We start from the raw sequence: 17,222 nt of genomic DNA, 5'->3' as shown, positions 1-17,222 counted from the left end.
CGAACATATGTCGATTTGGCGCCGCATCAGCGATTTCATTACCAGCACCGCGATCGATGCCTTTTCGAGCATCATCGAGGCGGTGCGTACTGCGTTTGAAGGCGATCCGGAAACGCGGCGGCGCGTAGCCTTCTCCATCGCCATGATTGCATTGTCGGCCAAGATGGCGAAGGCCGACGGCGTCGTGACGCAGGCGGAAATCAACGCTTTCAATGATATTTTCCATGTGCCGGCGCAATATCAGGACCAGGTCACACGCCTTTATAACCTCGCCAAGCAGGATGTGGCGGGCTACGAAGCCTACGCCGCCCAGTTGGCTTCGCTGTGCGGCTCGGGCAAGCCCAACTGCAAGATGCTGGAAGACATCCTTGATGGGTTGTTCCACATTGCCAAGTCGGACGGCGCCTTGCACGACGAGGAACTGATTTTTCTCGGGACAGTCGCTGAGATATTTGCGATCGATGAGGAAGAGTTCGACATCATATTGGCACGGCATGTCGGTCGTAGTCAGGCGGATCCATACCTCGTTCTCGGTCTTCCACGGGACGTCAATTTTGAAACCGCACGTAAGCAGTACCGCGCGCTCGTTCGCGAAAACCACCCGGACATGTTGATGGCACGCGGAGTGCCGGAAGAGTTCATCGCCATTGCCAACCAGCGCATCGCCGCGATCAATGCGGCTTGGGATAAAGTCGAAAAAGATCTTAAGGCATATGAGCACGTTTGAGCCGGACCAGCCGCGGGCCGGTGTTCATGCCTCGCCGAATTTCGGTCCGCGCAAGGACGGCAAACGTCCCTCCATCTTGATCCTCCATTATACCGGCATGGAAACCGGCGAGGCAGCGGAAAGCTGGCTGGCAAATCCACAAAGTGAAGTGTCCGCTCACTACGTCGTTTACGAGAATGGCCGTATCGTACAGATGGTGCCAGAAAGCGAACGCGCCTGGCATGCGGGGCAGAGTTCCTGGAAAGGCGAGACCGATATCAATTCCTGTTCCATCGGAATCGAGATCGTCAACGGCGGTCCGCTGCTCGGGTTTCCGGATTTCCCTGAACGGCAGATCGAGGCAGTGATCGACCTTTGCAACGGGATCGTGACGCGCCACAGCATCCGGCCGGAGAATGTTTTGGCGCATTCGGATATCGCGCCGGCGCGCAAGATCGATCCCGGCGAAAAATTTCCATGGCCAGCACTTTACGATGCCGGCATTGGCCATTGGGTTGGCCCTTCGCCGGTACGCGGCGGAAGGTTCTTTTCGCTTGGCGATGAGGGGCAACCTGTCGAGGCCCTGCAGTCAATGCTGGCTCTTTATGGCTATGGCGTTCCTATCGATGGTGTGTTCGGTTCGTCGACACAATTGGGCATTTTGGCCTTCCAGCGTCACTTTCGCCCTGAAAAAGTCGATGGAGTAGCGGACGTATCAACCATCGAAACCCTGCACAAGCTACTTTCTGCGCTGCCAGTGGTCTCGTCATAAGTTGTTGAACGAAAAAGTCTTTTCTCGATAGGCTTTGTGCGCTGCAGCATATATATTTCAATGGGTTACACAAAGTTATTTGGCCGATCAATATTCGGCTGCATTGCGCCGTCAAATCCTTGGCCAATGTTCCGGGCATCGCCCTTGTGTTTTTTGGCACGGAACGGTCCCGGCGTGCACGTTCGTGCGGCCCAAGCTTCTAGACGGAAAAAGATGACAAAAAAATTTGGTATGATTTTCGCCCTCCTTGGGGCGATGGCCTTCTTCGGCACAAATTCAGCATTCAGCGCTCCAAAGGAGCCGACAAACCTCGCCGACTACATGAAGGCAAAACGAGCCGAAGCGGAACAACAGAAAGCCGCTAACAAGTCTACGAAGCCAGTACAGGCAAAGACCCAAGCCAAGCGCGGTGTTGAAAAGACAGCGGTCAAGAAAAGCGCAGTCAAGTCGCAGCGGGTGAGCAAAAAGGCTTCAACCCACAAACGCCCCGTGGTTCATGCTAAAGCGCGGGTGAAAACCGTCGTTCGCAATGAGACCATCGACCGCGTTGATACAATGACTACGGGTGGTGTCCCTTCAGCGATCGGATCGTCCAACTATTCGACGATTATCAGTTCCTATGCGTCGTCCTATGGTGTTCCTTTTGCTCTGGCGAACGCGGTCGTCAGGGTGGAAAGCAATTATCGTCCAAACATGACCGGCAGCGCCGGTGAAATCGGACTGATGCAGATCAAGCTCGAGACGGCGCGTGGTCTTGGCTATACCGGTACGCGCCAAGCGCTGTATAACCCGGAAACGAATATTCGCTGGGGCATGAAGTATCTTGCCGGCGCGCACAAGCTTGGCAACGGCACGACCTGCGGTACCATCCTGCGCTACAATGCCGGTCATGGTGCCACGCGCATGAACCCGGTTTCTGCCAACTATTGCAGCAAGGTGAAGTTGCAAATGGCCTCCATGTAAGGTTGGTCAATCCTCTGCTGAATTCAAAGGCCGGATTGTATCCGGCCTTTTTCATTTGCGTTTTTCCTCCGAAACGCATTTATACGCATCGCCAGCTGGTCGGGCAGCCGCGCATGTCATACGCCGAAAGGCGGCATGTGAGGAAAGTCCGGGCTCCATGGAAACACGGTGCCGGATAACGTCCGGCGGGGGTGACCCCAGGGAAAGTGCCACAGAAAGGAAACCGCCCCGTCTTTCGTTGCGCCGGATACGGCTCGTATCGGACGCAAGGAATGACGGGGTAAGGGTGAAAGGGTGGGGTAAGAGCCCACCGCGCAACTGGTAACAGGGGCGGCATGGCAAACCCCACCGGGAGCAAAACCGAATAGGGACGGCGTGCCGGGCGAAAGTCCGGCGATCAGTTTCCGGGTCAGTCGTCCGGGTGGGTTGCAGGAGGCGGATGGCAACATCCGTCCAAGATGAATGGCTGCCGCGTTGGATGAAAATCCAGCCATACAGAACCCGGCTTACAGGCCAGCTGGCATTTTCAATTCGTTGATTTCGCTGCTTTCGAGCGGTCCGGCCGTGCTTTGTCAATTACAACTTCTCGAAGAGTCCTAACCCTTCATTAAGCTTAATGAGCGATAAATTCAGAATCGCCGGAAGTGTGCCGGAATAACGGCTCATTCCCACTCTGTGTCTTGTAATCCCATTGACGCCCATAGTGCCCCATGATATCGATTGATTTCATCAGTAGCGTTCAGTCGACACGGTGTTTCCCGAAATACGATTTGGCATGCCAAGGCTGGCGTTCGGCTCAGTTTGCCGGTGCTTGGACTTCTATTGGTGGGGCTCGCGCTTCGAAGCGATCGAAGGGTGAGGCAGAGGTAGAGATGATCGAAGCCCTGGGGGCGGAAACGGCGGAGTTGCGTTTTGAACCGGTTCCTCGGACATGTGACGAACAGGATCGATGCGAAGGGGCGGGTGTCCGTTCCGGCGCATTTTCGTTCGATCATCCAGGCGGCCGGCCACACGGAACTCTACGCCCTGCGTTCTCTGCATTTGCCTGCGCTCGATGCGGGCGGCCCGGAACTCTTGACGCGCTTCGACAACCATCTGGACAGCGAGGATCCTTTCGCGGAGACGGCGGACGACATGTCGTTTTATCTTCACGCGGATGGCGGTTTCCTGAAGCTGGACGGGGATGGGCGGATAACGGTTACGGATTTCATGCGCGAGCATACGGGCATTTCATCGGATGTGACCTTTGCGGGCGCCAACACGCATTTTCAGATGTGGCACCCGGAGCGGTTCGAGGCGCATCGGGCAAAGGTCCGGCAGCGACTGGCGGAAAAGCGCCGTCAGGAAAATCTGACCGCGGGGAAAAGCTGATGGCGGGTTCGCCAGATGCGGGCGATGGCCGTCATATTCCGGTCCTGCTCGATGAAGTCATTGCCGCGCTCCAGCCGGAAAAAGGTCAGCTGATTATCGATGGTACGTTTGGCGCAGGTGGCTATACAAAGCGGATTCTGGAAACAGGCGCTTCCGTAACGGCTGTCGATCGTGACCCGTCGGCTATCCAGGCCGGCCGTGCCATGGAAAAGGAATATGCCGGACGATTGACCCTCGTGCAGGGTGCTTTTTCGACACTGGATCAGGTCGCGATACTCGGTGCACCGAATGGCGTCGTTCTCGATATCGGTGTTTCGTCCATGCAGATCGATGAGGCGGAGCGCGGCTTCTCGTTCCAGAAGGATGGCCCGCTCGACATGCGTATGTCGAGTACCGGTCCGAGTGCCGCCGATGTCGTCAATCGTCTGAAAATCGGTGATCTGGCGCGTATCTTCAATTTTCTCGGGGAGGAGCGCCATGCCGGGCGCATCGCCCGTATGATCGACAAGCGCCGGGTGACCGAACCGTTCACCCGCACGCGCGACCTTGCCAATGCCATCGAAGCGCTTGTCGGCAGAAACCCGAAAGTGCCGATCCATCCAGCGACGCGGGTTTTCCAAGCCCTGCGCATTTTCGTCAACGATGAATTGGGCGAACTCGTACGCGCGTTGCATGCCGCTGAACGGGTCCTGAAACCTGGCGGGCGGCTCGTCGTCGTCACGTTCCATTCGCTCGAAGACCGTATCGTCAAACGTTTCTTTTCCGACCGCTCAGGGACTGGCGGCGGCTCGCGTCATCTGCCGCAACTCGAACAGCGCCTGGCAAGCTTCACTCCGGTCGGCAAGGGCATCGTTGCACCGAGCGAGGCAGAGGCTCTCCGCAATCCGCGAGCCCGCTCGGCGAAATTGCGCGCCGGTATCCGCACAGACAATCCACCGCTAGCCGAAGATCATTCGATCTATGGCCTGCCAAATCTTCCAGTGTTCCATGAAACAGCGAGGGGCTGATCCGTGCTGCGTACCTTCGACATCATATTGATCGGGCTGATGATCCTGGCGGCCGCCGTGACCTACAAGATCAAGCACGATGCTGAAAATCAGATGACGCAAGTTACCCGGCTCCAGCGCATGATAACGGATGAGAGGGATACGATTGATCTGCTCAAGGCTGATTGGAGCCTGCTGACCCAGCCGAACCGTCTGCAGAAGCTGGTTGAGACGTTTCAAGGCCAACTCGATCTGCAACAGGTGGAGGCGCAACAAATCATCAACATCAATGAATTGCCGCAGCCGAAACCTGTCTCGCAAGATCTGGATGACGTTGCGAACATTATCACCGAGGCAGATGCAGGTGAGAAAATCAAACCAGACACAACCATGACCGGCAGCATCAACAAACCGAAGACGGCGCCCAAGCCGCCCAAGCGACTTGTTCCGATTGCAGCGCCAAAGGCAGCGGGGCTCTATTGATGGCTGCGATCTGGATCAAACGGAAGAAAGCTGAACTGGTAACGGGCATCGCGCCTGTTTTCGCGCTGGACGCCAAAAAGAAAAAATCGGGCAATCGCGCCCGCAATCGTGTTGTGATGGCGATAGCCTGCTTCGTCGGCATATACGGGATTATCGGCGGACGTCTGGTTTACTACGGGATGCAGGAAGACACGACGGGCTATAATGGCCCGACCGGGGCGGTGCTTGCATCACGTCCTGATATTCTCGACCGCAATGGTGAAGTCTTGGCCACCGATATCAAGACCGCCTCGCTTTATGCCGAGCCGCGCAAGATCGTCGATCCGGACGAAGCCGTCGAATTGCTTTCGACGGTTCTGCCGGATCTCAACTTCGAACAGACCTATAGCCGCCTCAAGAGCGGGACGGGTTTTGCCTGGCTCAAGCGCGGCCTGACACCGCAGCAGAAAAGCCAGATCATGGCGCTGGGCATTCCAGGCATTGGTTTCCGCACGGAGAAATCACGTTTTTATCCGGGCGGTCCCACCGCTTCACATATCCTTGGTCTCGTCAATATCGACAATCAGGGTATTGCCGGCATGGAGAAATACATCGACGAACAGGGTCTGTCCGACCTGCGCGATGTGGGTCTTGCCGACAGCCGCTCCCTTGAGCCGGTGAAATTGTCGATCGATCTGCGTGTCCAACATGTCGTGCGCGATGTGGTCGTCAATGCGATGCAAAAATACCGAGCGATCGCGGCCGGCGCGGTGGTGATCAATGTGCATACCGGCGAAGTGCTTGCGATGGCTTCGGCGCCGGATTTCGATCCGAACAATCCGTTCAACGCGCTGGATAAAGACCATCTCAATCGCATGTCCGCCGGTACATACGAGATGGGTTCCACCATCAAGAGTTTTACTACCGCGATGGCGCTCGATTCCGGAAAGGTCAATCTGCAGAGTACGTTCGATGCGAGACGCCCGATCACCATCGGTCGACAGACGATCCGCGATTTCCACGGGAAAAATCGCATCCTGACCATGCCGGAAGTCTTCATCTACTCCTCGAACATCGGCTCGGCCAAGGAAGCGGACGTTGTTGGTATCGAAGGACACCGTGCATTCCTGCACCGCATGGGCCTGCTTGATCGAATGCAGACGGAATTGCCCGAAGTCGCACGGCCCATGGAGCCGAAGGTCTGGAAGAAGGTACACTCCATTACGATAGCCTTCGGTCACGGCATGGCAACGACACCATTGCAGACGGCGGTTGGTGCAGCCGCCTTGATGAATGGCGGCAAGCTCATTGAACCGACTTTCCTGCCCCGCACGATCGAAGCGGCAAACAAGGTCGCAAAACAGGTGGTGAGTGAAAAGACCAGCGAGGATATGCGCTATCTTTATCGCCTGAACGCCGAGAAAGGCTCTGGTGGCTCCGGCAACCGGGCATCGGTTCCCGGGTATCGAGTTGGTGGCAAGACGGGTACTGCGGAAAAAGTGATCAATGGCCGCTACTCCAGCGACGTACGCTTCAACGCCTTTGTCGCAGCCTTTCCGATCGACAAGCCAGAATATGTGGTTCTGACAATTATCGATGAACCCAAGGCGGAGATAGGCAAGGTCGGCGCTACGGCAGGTTTTAACGCAGCACCAATGGTTGCAGATATTATTCGCAGATCGGCATCGTTTCTCGGGGTTCAGCCAGATTTCCGCGAAGAACAAGAATCCGCTCCATTGATGGTTAATTTTGATCAATAACGGTAGAACGCGAATCATATCGTCGCGTGTTCGATGGTTTTTAAAGTGAAGATGGGTCCAGTCCGGCCATGAAACTGAAAGATCTGAACGGCATACCAGCCTTGGCTATCTCCGAACTCGGAGAGAAGACAATCCGTGGCCTGACGTCGGACTCCCGTCAGGTTGAGCGTGGATTTCTGTTTGCTGCATTGAAGGGCTCGAAGGCCGATGGCGTCGCCTATGCTGCCGATGCGGTGGCGCGCGGTGCCGTCGTGATCGTGACGTCGCGCGGAGCAAAGCTTGGCAATGTCTCCGTACCCATCATTTATGTCGATGATCCACGCAGGACATTGGCACTGGCCGCCGCCAGTTTCTACAAACTACAGCCAGATGTGATGGTTGCCATTACCGGCACCAGCGGCAAAACCTCCGTCGCGTCATTCACGCGTCAGATATGGGCGCAGGCGGGCTTTGCTTCGGCAAGCATCGGAACCACTGGCGTCGTCTCACCGAAGCGCGATGATTATGGTTCGCTGACGACACCAGATCCGGTCGAACTGCATAAATTGCTGCGCGAATTGGTGGAAGAGGGCGTAACCCACGCGGCGATGGAGGCCTCCTCTCATGGTCTCGACCAGCGCCGGCTCGACGGCGTCCGGCTTGTGGCCGGAGCCTTCACCAATCTCGGCCACGATCACATGGATTATCATGCGACCGTCGAGGAGTATCATGCGGCGAAGCTGCGGCTGTTCACAGAGCTTCTGCCCAAGGGCGCACCGGCAATCATCTTTGCAGACGATCCGTTCTCCAAACCCACTATCGCCGCGGCAGAGCAGGCTGGTTGTACGGTTTTGACCGTTGGCCGTAAGGGCGATTTCATCACCTTGAAGCGGGTCGAGCACGAGCGGTTCCGCCAGCACGTTGAAGTGCACATCGCCGGCGAGATCTTTGAGATTACGCTACCGCTCGCTGGTGATTTCCAGGTGGCCAATGGTCTGGTGGCAGCGGGCCTCGCGATTGCCACGGGTGTACCTGCCGCAGCTGCAATGCGCGGGCTTGAGCGGTTGAAGGGTGCGCCGGGACGGCTCGATCTTGTTGGTGCGACCGAAGACGGCGCTCCTGCCTATGTCGATTATGCTCATAAGCCCGACGCGCTCGAAAATGTGCTGACGTCAGTTCGGCCGTTCACAACGGGCCGTGTTATCGTGGTTTTCGGCTGCGGCGGTGATCGTGACAAGGGCAAGCGCCCGATGATGGGCGAAATCGCAACACGCCTCGCGGATGTGGTCATCGTCACCGATGACAATCCGCGTTCCGAAGTTCCTGCCACCATCCGTTCCGAAATTCTCGCCGCTGCTCCCGGTGCCCGCGAAATCGCAGACCGCCGCGAGGCGATTCAGGAAGCCGTCGCCATGATGAAGACCGGCGATACGCTGATCGTTGCGGGCAAGGGACACGAAGAAGGCCAGACCATCGGCGATACTGTGCTCCCGTTTTCTGACCACGTCGAAGTTGCCCAGGCGCTTAAAGACCGGCTGGCGCGGGAGAAGGACGCATGAGCCTGCTCTGGACTTCCGATGCGATGGTCGAAGCGATGAATGGAAGGCCCGTCGGCAAATTGCCCGAAGGGATCACCGGAATTTCCATCGATACGCGCACCTTGCAATCTGGCGAAGTGTTCTTTGCCATTAAGGGTGATGCGCTCGATGGCCACGACTACGCAACGGCCGCTGTTGCAGCTGGGGCTGCACTCCTCGTGGTCGCCGAAGCAAAACTGCCGGCGCTCGGAAAACTGAAAGCGCCGATGATCGTCGTTGATGATGTGTTGGCGGCGTTGACCCGGCTGGGCATTGCATCGCGGGAACGCTCGCATGCGCAGATCGTGGCCGTCACAGGATCGGTTGGCAAGACAACCACCAAAGAGGCACTGCGGCATGTTCTTGCACAAGCCGGAAAAGTGCATGCTTCTGCAGCATCCTTCAACAATCACTGGGGCGTACCGCTAACGCTCGCGCGCATGCCGGCGGACACTGACTATGGCATCTTTGAAATCGGCATGAACCATGCCGACGAGATACGCCCGCTCGTCAAAATGGTTCGCCCGCACGTCGCGTTGATTACGCTGATTGCTGCTGCACATCTCGGGCACTTCAAAAATTTACAGGAAATCGCCATCGCCAAGGCCGAGATTTTCGAAGGACTTGTACCGGGCGGCTATGCGTTGCTCAACCGCGATGACAAGCACTTCAAACTTTTGGAAAAACTGGCGCACGATGCGGGCGTCGAGCACATCAAGAGTTTTGGCGAGAATGCGCGTGCCGACTACCGCCTGATGAAGCTTAAACTTCACGACGAATGTTCCTGTTTGACGGCGCGTCTTGCGGGCGAGGAAGCTGTCGTCAAAATCGGTGCTCCAGGCAGGCATATGGTTCAGAACGTACTTGCAGTCCTCGGTGCCGCACACCTGACAGGCGCGGACATGACCAAGGTAACGCTGGCGCTCGCGTCCTTGCGGCCGGAGAGCGGTCGCGGCGCGCGTCATCTCCTCGAGATCGCCAATGGAACATTCACACTGATTGACGAAAGCTACAACGCTAATCCCGCATCGATGCGCGCGGCAATCGAACTATTGGCGGCCGCAACGCCTCATGGCAAGGGACGGCGCATTGCGGTTCTTGGCGACATGCTGGAATTGGGCAAGCAGGCTCCCAAGCTGCACGCCGAGTTATCTTCGGTAATCCTGGCCAATCCAATCAACATGGTTTTTCTCGGCGGACCGGAGATGGCAGCGCTGAAATCGGCCATGCCGGTTGAATTTCATGCCGAATACAGGCAGACCGTAGACGAATTGCAACCGCAATTGCTGAACACCATCAGAGCCGGTGACGTGATCATGGTCAAGTCATCCAAGGGGACCGGCTTCGCGCAGATCGTGAAAACGCTCCTGCACAAATACAACACCGTAGAGCCGCTCGGTCCTGCCGAATAGCCTGCGTGTACGGGGAATTAACACATGTTGTACTACCTCGCCGGTCTGGCGGAACATATCCAGTTTCTAAACGTGTTCCGCTATATCACGTTCAGAACCGGCGGGGCGCTGATCACATCTGCGCTGATTGTTTTCCTGTTTGGCCCGCGCATTATCGACTCGCTGCGCATTCGGCAGGGACGCGGCCAGCCTATCCGCGCCGATGGTCCGCAGACCCATTTCAAAAAAGCCGGAACGCCGACAATGGGCGGCCTGATGATTATGACCGGCATTGTCCTTTCTTCGCTGCTTTGGGCAAATTGGTCGAACGTCTATGTCTGGATCGTTCTGTTGGTCGCATTGTTCTTCGGAGCGATCGGCTTTTACGATGACTATCTCAAGGTCAGTAAACAGTCGTTCAAGGGCTTTTCGGCGCGTGCACGTCTCGGCATCGAATTCCTTGTCGCTGCCGTAGCCGGCCTTGCCATCATGCGGGCAGGGCAGGAGCCATTCTCGTCCTCGCTGACGTTCCCGTTTGCCAAGGAACTCATCCTTAATCTCGGCATATTCTTCATTCCCTTTGCTGCGTTCGTCATGGTCGGCGCCGGCAACGCGGTGAATTTCACCGACGGTCTGGATGGTCTGGCGACAGTTCCGGTGATGATCGCGGCCGCTTCGTTCGGCGTCATCGCCTATCTCGCAGGTAATGCGATTTTTGCCGATTATCTGCAGATTCACTTCACGCCAGGCACGGGTGAGCTGGCCGTCGTACTCGGATCGGTTATCGGCGCTGGACTTGGTTTTCTGTGGTTCAATGCGCCCCCTGCCGCCATTTTCATGGGCGACACCGGGTCGCTTGCCCTCGGCGGTCTCATCGGCGCGGTTGCAGTCGCCACAAAACATGAGATCGTCCTCGCTATTATCGGCGGCGTGTTCGTCATGGAGGCGATGTCGGTTATCATCCAGGTGGCATCGTTCAAGATGACGGGCAAGCGCGTCTTCCTGATGGCGCCTATTCACCACCATTTCGAGAAGAAGGGCTGGACGGAGAGCCAGGTCGTGATCCGCTTCTGGATCATTGCCGTGATCCTCGCACTGATCGGCCTCTCCACACTTAAGCTGAGATAGGTTCTTGCATGATCGCTGCCCACTCCATGAAGGACAAGACCGTCGCGCTCTTCGGACTCGGCGGTTCGGGCATTGCGACGGCGCAGGCGATCATCGCGGGCGGAGCCAAGGTTGTAGCCTGGGACGATAATCCGGAGAGTGTGGCACGCGCGCAAAGCGCGGGAATCGATACAGCCGATCTTCGTCAGGTCGATTGGAAGCAGTTCTCGTCATTTGTTTTGTCGCCCGGCGTGCCGCTCACTCACCCCCGACCACACTGGACGGTGGATCTCGCAAGGGCAGCAGACGTCGAGATCATCGGCGATATCGAGCTTTTCGTGCGCGAGCGCAACCTGGCCCACAAACACAGCCCTTTCATTGCGATTACCGGTACCAACGGCAAATCGACCACAACTGCGCTGATCGCTCATATCATCAAGAGTTCTGGTCGTGACATGCAGCTTGGCGGCAACATCGGCACGGCAGTCATGACCCTGGAGCCGCCGACAGATGCACGCGTTTATGTTGTCGAATGCTCTTCCTATCAGATCGATCTCGCGCCTTCGCTCAATCCGACCGCAGGTATCCTGCTCAATCTGACGCCGGACCACCTCGACCGTCATGGCACGATGCAGCACTATGCCGAGATCAAGGAACGTCTGGTCGCCGGTAGTGAAATCGCAATCGTCGGCGTGGATGACAGCTTTTCAGCCGCAATCGCCGACCGGCTGGAGCGGACAGGCAAATCCGTCATTCGCATTTCAAAACGCTTAGCCATTCGCGATGGGTATTTTGCCAACGGCCCCGAACTGGTCTTTGCCAGAAAGGGCGATGAAACAGTTGTTGCATCGCTCGCGGGCATCGGGTCGCTGCGCGGCGAACACAACGCACAAAATGCACTTGCGGCCTTCGCTGCCTGCCGCGCGGTCGGTCTCACGGCAGAAGAAATCAATGCGGGGCTGAAAACCTTTCCTGGTCTCGCTCACCGCATGGAGCAGGTCGCGCGGCTTGGCAAGACCTTGTTCGTCAACGATTCCAAGGCTACAAATGCGGAAGCCGCTGCGCCGGCTTTGTCATCGTTTCCGCGGATTTACTGGATCGCTGGAGGCTTGCCAAAGGAAGGCGGGATCGCTTCGCTGTCCGGCTTTTTTCCACGCATAGCCAAGGCATATCTGATTGGTGAGGCGGCGCCGCAATTTGCGGCAACGCTAGGCGACGCCGCACCATTCGAGATATCCGGCACAATCGGCGCAGCCGTAGATCATGCCGCGCGTGATGCCGCCAAGGACGGTTCGAGTGAACCCGTGGTGCTGCTGTCGCCGGCCTGTGCCAGTTTCGACCAATTTCAGAACTTTGAAAAGCGCGGCGACGCATTCCGCTCCGCCGTCCTTGCGCTTGAGGGCGCTGCACCAATCATGGGAGCTAGAAGCTAATGGTTAGTCGTGTTGACCGTGGTCCCGTTGCCGATTGGTGGTGGACAATCGATCGGTTTCTCCTCGCCGCCTGTCTGGCTCTGATGGGGCTGGGCATTTTGCTATCCTTCGCCGCGAGCCCCGCGGTAGCCGAGCGTATCGGCCTCGACAGCTTTCACTTCGTCAAGCGGCAGGCGCTGTTCATGGTGCCGGCGGTCATGGTGATGTTCGCAGTCTCCTTCATGGCGCCAAAGACAATCCGGCGCTTTGCCATGATCATGCTCGGTATTTCCCTCGTGGCTATGGTCGGCGCCCTGTTCTTCGGTATTGAGGTCAAGGGTGCCAGGCGTTGGGTCTCACTTGCCGGCGTATCAATTCAGCCGTCCGAATTCATGAAGCCGGCCTTCGTCATCATCTGTGCGTGGCTGTTTGCCGAAAACGAACGCCGCAAGGACATTCCCGGTAACTTCTTCGCTATGGTGTTGTTTGCCGTGGTTGCAGCATTGCTGGTTGCACAACCCGATCTTGGCCAAACCATCCTGACCGCCGTTACCTGGGGCGCGATGTTCTTCATGGCCGGTGTTCCATGGTTCTGGATTATTCTCCTCGGTGTCCTGGCAATTGGCGGGTTCTTCGGTGCCTACACGGTCTTTCCGCACGTTGCCGGCCGTATCGACCGGTTTCTGACCGGCGAGGGCGATACTTTCCAGGTCGATGCCGGGCGTGAGGCAATTGTCCGGGGTGGCTGGTTCGGTCAGGGTCCGGGCGAGGGCACCATCAAGCGTATCATTCCCGACAGCCACACCGACTTCATATTTTCGGTGACTGCTGAAGAATATGGCATTGCCCTCTGCCTGCTGATCGTGCTGATCTTTGCGTTTATCGTTATCCGCGGTCTGTCGATCGCCCTGAAAGAACGCGATGATTTCACCCGCCTTGCCGTATCGGGTCTGGTGATCCTGTTCGGGTTCCAGTCGATCATCAATATGTCGGTCAATCTGCACCTGATGCCCGCGAAGGGCATGACGCTGCCATTCATCTCCTACGGGGGTTCATCACTGATCGCGGTGGCAATTTCGACAGGGCTTTTGCTTGCGCTGACACGCCGCCGCCCCGAGGCACGGCGTTCCGCAACATTGGCAAATTCGAAAATGCATTCGATGTTAGGTAGCACCTGATCGATGTCCAAGGGGGTCATTTTTCTCGCTGCCGGGGGAACTGGCGGGCATCTTTTCCCGGCTGAAGCGCTTGCACATGAATTGATAGAGCGCGGGTGGGATATCCATCTGGCGACCGACGAACGTGCACAACGCTTCACGGGCGCTTTTCCAGCCGAGCAGATACATGTCGTCAGATCCGCCACTATTGCCGGGCGCAATCCGGTTGCCTTGGCAAAGACCTTCTGGACCCTTTGGCTCGGCAATCTCGATTCCCGCAAGTTTTTCCGGACATTTCGGCCAAAGCTGGTTGCCGGATTTGGCGGCTATCCAACACTGCCACCGCTCTATGCGGCGAGCGGCATGAAAATACCGACACTCATCCACGAGCAGAATGCAGTGATGGGACGTGCCAACAAGGCACTGGCTGCCCGTGTCAATGCAATTGCTGGCGGCTTTTTGACCGATACCGGTGGACCATTTGCACAAAAGACAATCGCCACCGGAAATCCAGTGCGCCCGGCAGTCTTGGCAGAAGTCGGGAAGCCTTATAAAGCCTCGCAAGCGCACCAGCCCTTCCATTTTCTGGTTTTTGGCGGCAGTCAGGGCGCCCAATACTTTTCTACTGCCGTGCCTGCTGCCATCAAGCTGCTGGCGCCGGAAGATCGCGCACGTCTTGTCGTGACGCAGCAGGCGCGCTCTGAAGACGAGTCATATGTCCGCTCCGCTTACGAATCGCTCGGCATCAAGGCAGAGGTTGCGCCATTCTTTCTCGATATGCCGCACCGCATCGCCGAATCCCATTTCGTTCTCTCCCGTTCAGGTGCGTCCACGGTTTCCGAGATAGCTGCCATCGGCAGGCCAGCTATTCTTGTGCCCTTCCCGCACGCCCTTGATCATGATCAGGCGGCGAACGCAGCGGCGCTCCAGGCTGCAGGTGGAGCGGACGTTATCAAACAGTCCGAGCTTTCCCCGGAGCGCATTGCGTCCATCCTGACAAGTGCGATGAGTGAACCGACCCGTCTGGCATTTATTGCGGAAAAAGCCCGCACAACCGGCAAACCTCAAGCCACAAGGTTGCTTGCGGACCTTGCAGAAGCTATTGCGTCCGGTCAACGGATTGAAGATTTCAAAAAAGGAGTGCGTCCATGAAGATGCCGCTCAATATCGGCCTCGTTCATTTCATCGGTATCGGCGGTATCGGCATGAGTGGTATTGCCGAAGTATTACATAACCTTGGCTACAAGGTTCAAGGCTCCGATCAGGCCGACAGCGCCAATGTGCAGCGTCTGCGCGAAAAGGGCATCGATATCTATGTAGGCCACAAGGCTGAGAACATTGGCGATGCTGAAGTCGTCGTCGTCTCGACCGCTATCAAGAAATCCAATCCTGAACTCATCGCGGCCCGAGAGAAGCTGCTCCCGGTCGTCCGCCGCGCCGAAATGTTGGCCGAACTGATGCGTTTCCGCAAGGCCGTCGCTATCGGCGGCACCCATGGCAAGACGACGACCACCTCCATGGTGGCTACCTTGCTCGATGCGGGCAATCTCGATCCGACGGTTATCAATGGCGGTATCATCAACGCCTATGGTACCAACGCACGCATGGGCGAGGGCGACTGGATGGTCGTCGAGGCAGACGAGAGCGACGGCACCTTCCTGAAGCTTCCCGCTGATGTGGCGGTTGTCACCAACATCGATCCCGAGCATCTCGACCATTACGGAACGTTCGACAGGGTTCGCGAGGCTTTCCGGCAATTCGTTGAAAACGTGCCGTTCTACGGTTTCGGTGTAATGTGCCTGGACCATCCGGAAGTACAGTCGCTGGTGTCGCGGATCGAGGACCGCAGGGTCATCACCTATGGGGAGAATCCGCAAGCGGATGTTCGTTTCGTCAATCTCGTCGTTGACGGCGCTGCCTCGCGTTTCGATGTTCATATCGCCAAGCGCAAGACAGGTGAGATCACCGAGATTACAGGACTGCGCCTGCCGATGCCGGGCAGGCACAATGTTTCCAACGCCACAGCGGCGATTGCCGTAGCGCATGAGCTTGGCATCTCGCCCGAGGATATCAAGAAGGGCTTGTCATCCTTCGGCGGGGTCAAGCGCCGCTTCACCCATACCGGTTCATGGAAGGGTGTCGAGATATTCGATGATTATGGCCACCACCCAGTCGAGATCAAAGCGGTATTGCGGGCGGCGCGGGATTCCGCAAAGGGCCGCGTGATCGCCATCGTGCAGCCGCATCGCTTCACGCGTCTAGCCAGCCTGTTCGATGAGTTTGCAGCTTGCTTCAACGATGCCGATACGGTTGTCCTGGCGCCTGTTTATGCGGCTGGCGAAGATCCGATTCCGGGCGTGACCTCAGAGGCGCTGGTTTCGCGTATCAAGACCGCCGCACACCGTGACGCGCGCTATATCGCGGGACCGCAAGAGGTGGCTCCATTGATCGCAGAGATCGCCAAGCCGGATGATTTCGTAATCTTTCTTGGGGCGGGCAACATTACCCAATGGGCCTATGCCTTGCCAAAGGAACTCGCAGCGCTCTAGATTTGGCGGTTGTTCCGACAGGGGTGGTTCGGACGGGAAGGATATGATGTCTCCACTTATTGATGGCGAGGCTCTGCTGAAAAAGCTGGGAGATCGGTTCTCTGGTCTGCGCGGACGGCTGACACCCAATATGGGCATGGAAAAGGTTACGTGGTTTCGCGCCGGTGGTCCTGCCGAAGTCATGTTCCAGCCTGCGGACGAGGACGATTTGTCAGCATTCCTCAAAGCTGTCCCGCCAGAATATCCGATCCTCGTCGTCGGCATCGGTTCCAATCTCCTGGTGCGCGACGGTGGTATTCCGGGTTTCGTCGTCCGCCTGTCGGCCAAAGGCTTCGGCGAGGTTGAGCTTGTAGGCGATACGCAGTTGCGCGCGGGCACTGCTACGCCAGACAAGCGTGTGGCTGCTGCGGCTTTGGAGGCGGGCATCGCCGGGTTTCATTTCTATCACGGTATCCCTGGCGGGATCGGCGGCGCTCTGCGCATGAATGCCGGTGCGAACGGCGTTGAAACGCGTGAACGTGTGATGGAAGTGCGTGCCCTTGATCGCAAGGGCGAGGTTCGAATTCTTTCAAACGCCGACATGGGCTACGCCTATCGTCATTCTGGCGCGGCAAATGATCTGATCTTCACTTCGGCGCTATTCGAGGGCGTTCCGGGTGATCGCGGGGAAATCCAGACAGCGATGGATGCCGTCCAGCAGCACCGTGAAACGGTGCAACCCATCCGGGAAAAGACTGGCGGTTCGACGTTCAAGAACCCTGAAGGCTCCTCTGCCTGGAAAGAGATCGACAAAGCCGGCGGGCGCGGACTGATGATCGGTGGCGCTCAGATGTCACCGATGCATTGCAATTTCATGATCAACACCGGCACTGCTTCGGGGCATGACCTCGAGACGCTTGGCGAAACCATCCGTTCGCGGGTCGTGCAGAATTCGGGTATTCGCCTGCATTGGGAAATAAAGCGCCTTGGGCTTTTCCGCCCGGGTCATGAAGTCCACGAATTCATGGGCCAGCTGCTTTGATGTGGATCA

General features: G+C 57.3%; 15 protein-coding genes and 1 other RNA gene. All 16 read left to right on the top strand.

Annotated elements, in window-relative coordinates:
* Positions 1-7 precede the first annotated feature (7 nt).
* The 16 genes from PHA01_RS09460 (at position 8) to murB (ending at position 17,213) form a co-directional block, all read left to right on the top strand.
* On the top strand, positions 8-727 hold the full coding sequence (locus PHA01_RS09460; protein WP_271894743.1) for a J domain-containing protein: 720 nt from the start codon (positions 8-10) through the stop codon (positions 725-727).
* On the top strand, positions 714-1,478 hold the full coding sequence (locus PHA01_RS09455; RefSeq protein WP_271894742.1) for a peptidoglycan recognition protein family protein: 765 nt from the start codon (positions 714-716) through the stop codon (positions 1,476-1,478). The genes PHA01_RS09460 and PHA01_RS09455 overlap by 14 nt, the downstream gene beginning before the upstream one ends.
* A gap of 213 nt (positions 1,479-1,691) precedes the next feature.
* Complete coding sequence (locus tag PHA01_RS09450; protein ID WP_271894741.1) at positions 1,692-2,441, top strand: lytic transglycosylase domain-containing protein; 750 nt, start codon at positions 1,692-1,694, stop codon at positions 2,439-2,441.
* A gap of 91 nt (positions 2,442-2,532) precedes the next feature.
* Positions 2,533-2,966, top strand: an RNA gene (rnpB, locus tag PHA01_RS09445) — RNase P RNA component class A.
* Positions 2,967-3,353: 387 nt separating this feature from the next.
* Positions 3,354-3,812 (top strand): division/cell wall cluster transcriptional repressor MraZ, encoded by a 459-nt coding sequence (gene mraZ / locus PHA01_RS09440; protein ID WP_271894740.1) that lies wholly within the window; start codon positions 3,354-3,356, stop codon positions 3,810-3,812.
* Entirely contained in the window at positions 3,812-4,819 is a 1,008-nt protein-coding gene (rsmH, locus tag PHA01_RS09435) for a 16S rRNA (cytosine(1402)-N(4))-methyltransferase RsmH (RefSeq protein WP_271894739.1), read from the top strand. The genes mraZ and rsmH overlap by 1 nt, the downstream gene beginning before the upstream one ends.
* 3 nt (positions 4,820-4,822) lie before the next feature.
* A complete protein-coding gene (gene ftsL / locus PHA01_RS09430) occupies positions 4,823-5,281 on the top strand; it encodes a cell division protein FtsL (protein ID WP_271894738.1) in 459 nt (152 codons plus the stop codon).
* Positions 5,281-7,020 carry a peptidoglycan D,D-transpeptidase FtsI family protein gene (locus tag PHA01_RS09425; RefSeq protein WP_271894737.1) on the top strand — a complete coding sequence of 580 codons (1,740 nt, stop codon included), beginning with the start codon at positions 5,281-5,283 and terminating at the stop codon, positions 7,018-7,020. Before ftsL ends, PHA01_RS09425 begins: the two co-directional genes overlap by 1 nt.
* 68 nt (positions 7,021-7,088) lie before the next feature.
* On the top strand, positions 7,089-8,558 hold the full coding sequence (locus tag PHA01_RS09420; protein ID WP_271894736.1) for a UDP-N-acetylmuramoyl-L-alanyl-D-glutamate--2,6-diaminopimelate ligase: 1,470 nt from the start codon (positions 7,089-7,091) through the stop codon (positions 8,556-8,558).
* Positions 8,555-9,988 carry a UDP-N-acetylmuramoylalanyl-D-glutamyl-2,6-diaminopimelate--D-alanyl-D-alanine ligase gene (locus tag PHA01_RS09415; protein ID WP_271894735.1) on the top strand — a complete coding sequence of 478 codons (1,434 nt, stop codon included), beginning with the start codon at positions 8,555-8,557 and terminating at the stop codon, positions 9,986-9,988. Before PHA01_RS09420 ends, PHA01_RS09415 begins: the two co-directional genes overlap by 4 nt.
* A 24-nt stretch (positions 9,989-10,012) precedes the next feature.
* A complete protein-coding gene (gene mraY / locus PHA01_RS09410; protein WP_271894734.1) occupies positions 10,013-11,095 on the top strand; it encodes a phospho-N-acetylmuramoyl-pentapeptide-transferase in 1,083 nt (360 codons plus the stop codon).
* An 8-nt stretch (positions 11,096-11,103) separates the two neighbouring features.
* Entirely contained in the window at positions 11,104-12,507 is a 1,404-nt protein-coding gene (gene murD / locus PHA01_RS09405; RefSeq protein WP_271894733.1) for a UDP-N-acetylmuramoyl-L-alanine--D-glutamate ligase, read from the top strand.
* Entirely contained in the window at positions 12,507-13,664 is a 1,158-nt protein-coding gene (gene ftsW / locus PHA01_RS09400; RefSeq protein ID WP_271894732.1) for a putative lipid II flippase FtsW, read from the top strand. Before murD ends, ftsW begins: the two co-directional genes overlap by 1 nt.
* Before the next feature lie 3 nt (positions 13,665-13,667).
* Positions 13,668-14,795: an undecaprenyldiphospho-muramoylpentapeptide beta-N-acetylglucosaminyltransferase gene (gene murG / locus PHA01_RS09395; protein ID WP_271894731.1), complete on the top strand. Its 1,128-nt coding sequence runs from the start codon at positions 13,668-13,670 to the stop codon at positions 14,793-14,795.
* The gene (gene murC / locus PHA01_RS09390; RefSeq protein WP_271894730.1) at positions 14,792-16,192 is read left to right on the top strand and encodes a UDP-N-acetylmuramate--L-alanine ligase; all 1,401 of its coding nucleotides are present in this window, start codon (positions 14,792-14,794) and stop codon (positions 16,190-16,192) included. The genes murG and murC overlap by 4 nt, the downstream gene beginning before the upstream one ends.
* A 46-nt stretch (positions 16,193-16,238) precedes the next feature.
* Positions 16,239-17,213: a UDP-N-acetylmuramate dehydrogenase gene (gene murB / locus PHA01_RS09385; protein WP_271895070.1), complete on the top strand. Its 975-nt coding sequence runs from the start codon at positions 16,239-16,241 to the stop codon at positions 17,211-17,213.
* Positions 17,214-17,222 lie beyond the last annotated feature (9 nt).

The sequence above is a fragment of the Candidatus Phyllobacterium onerii genome (assembly GCF_028331445.1).
In the GTDB taxonomy this organism is placed as follows: Bacteria; Pseudomonadota; Alphaproteobacteria; order Rhizobiales; family Rhizobiaceae; genus Phyllobacterium; species Phyllobacterium onerii.
The sequence above is the reverse complement of the archived record's forward strand: the minus strand, read 5'-3'. Positions and strand labels throughout refer to the sequence as shown.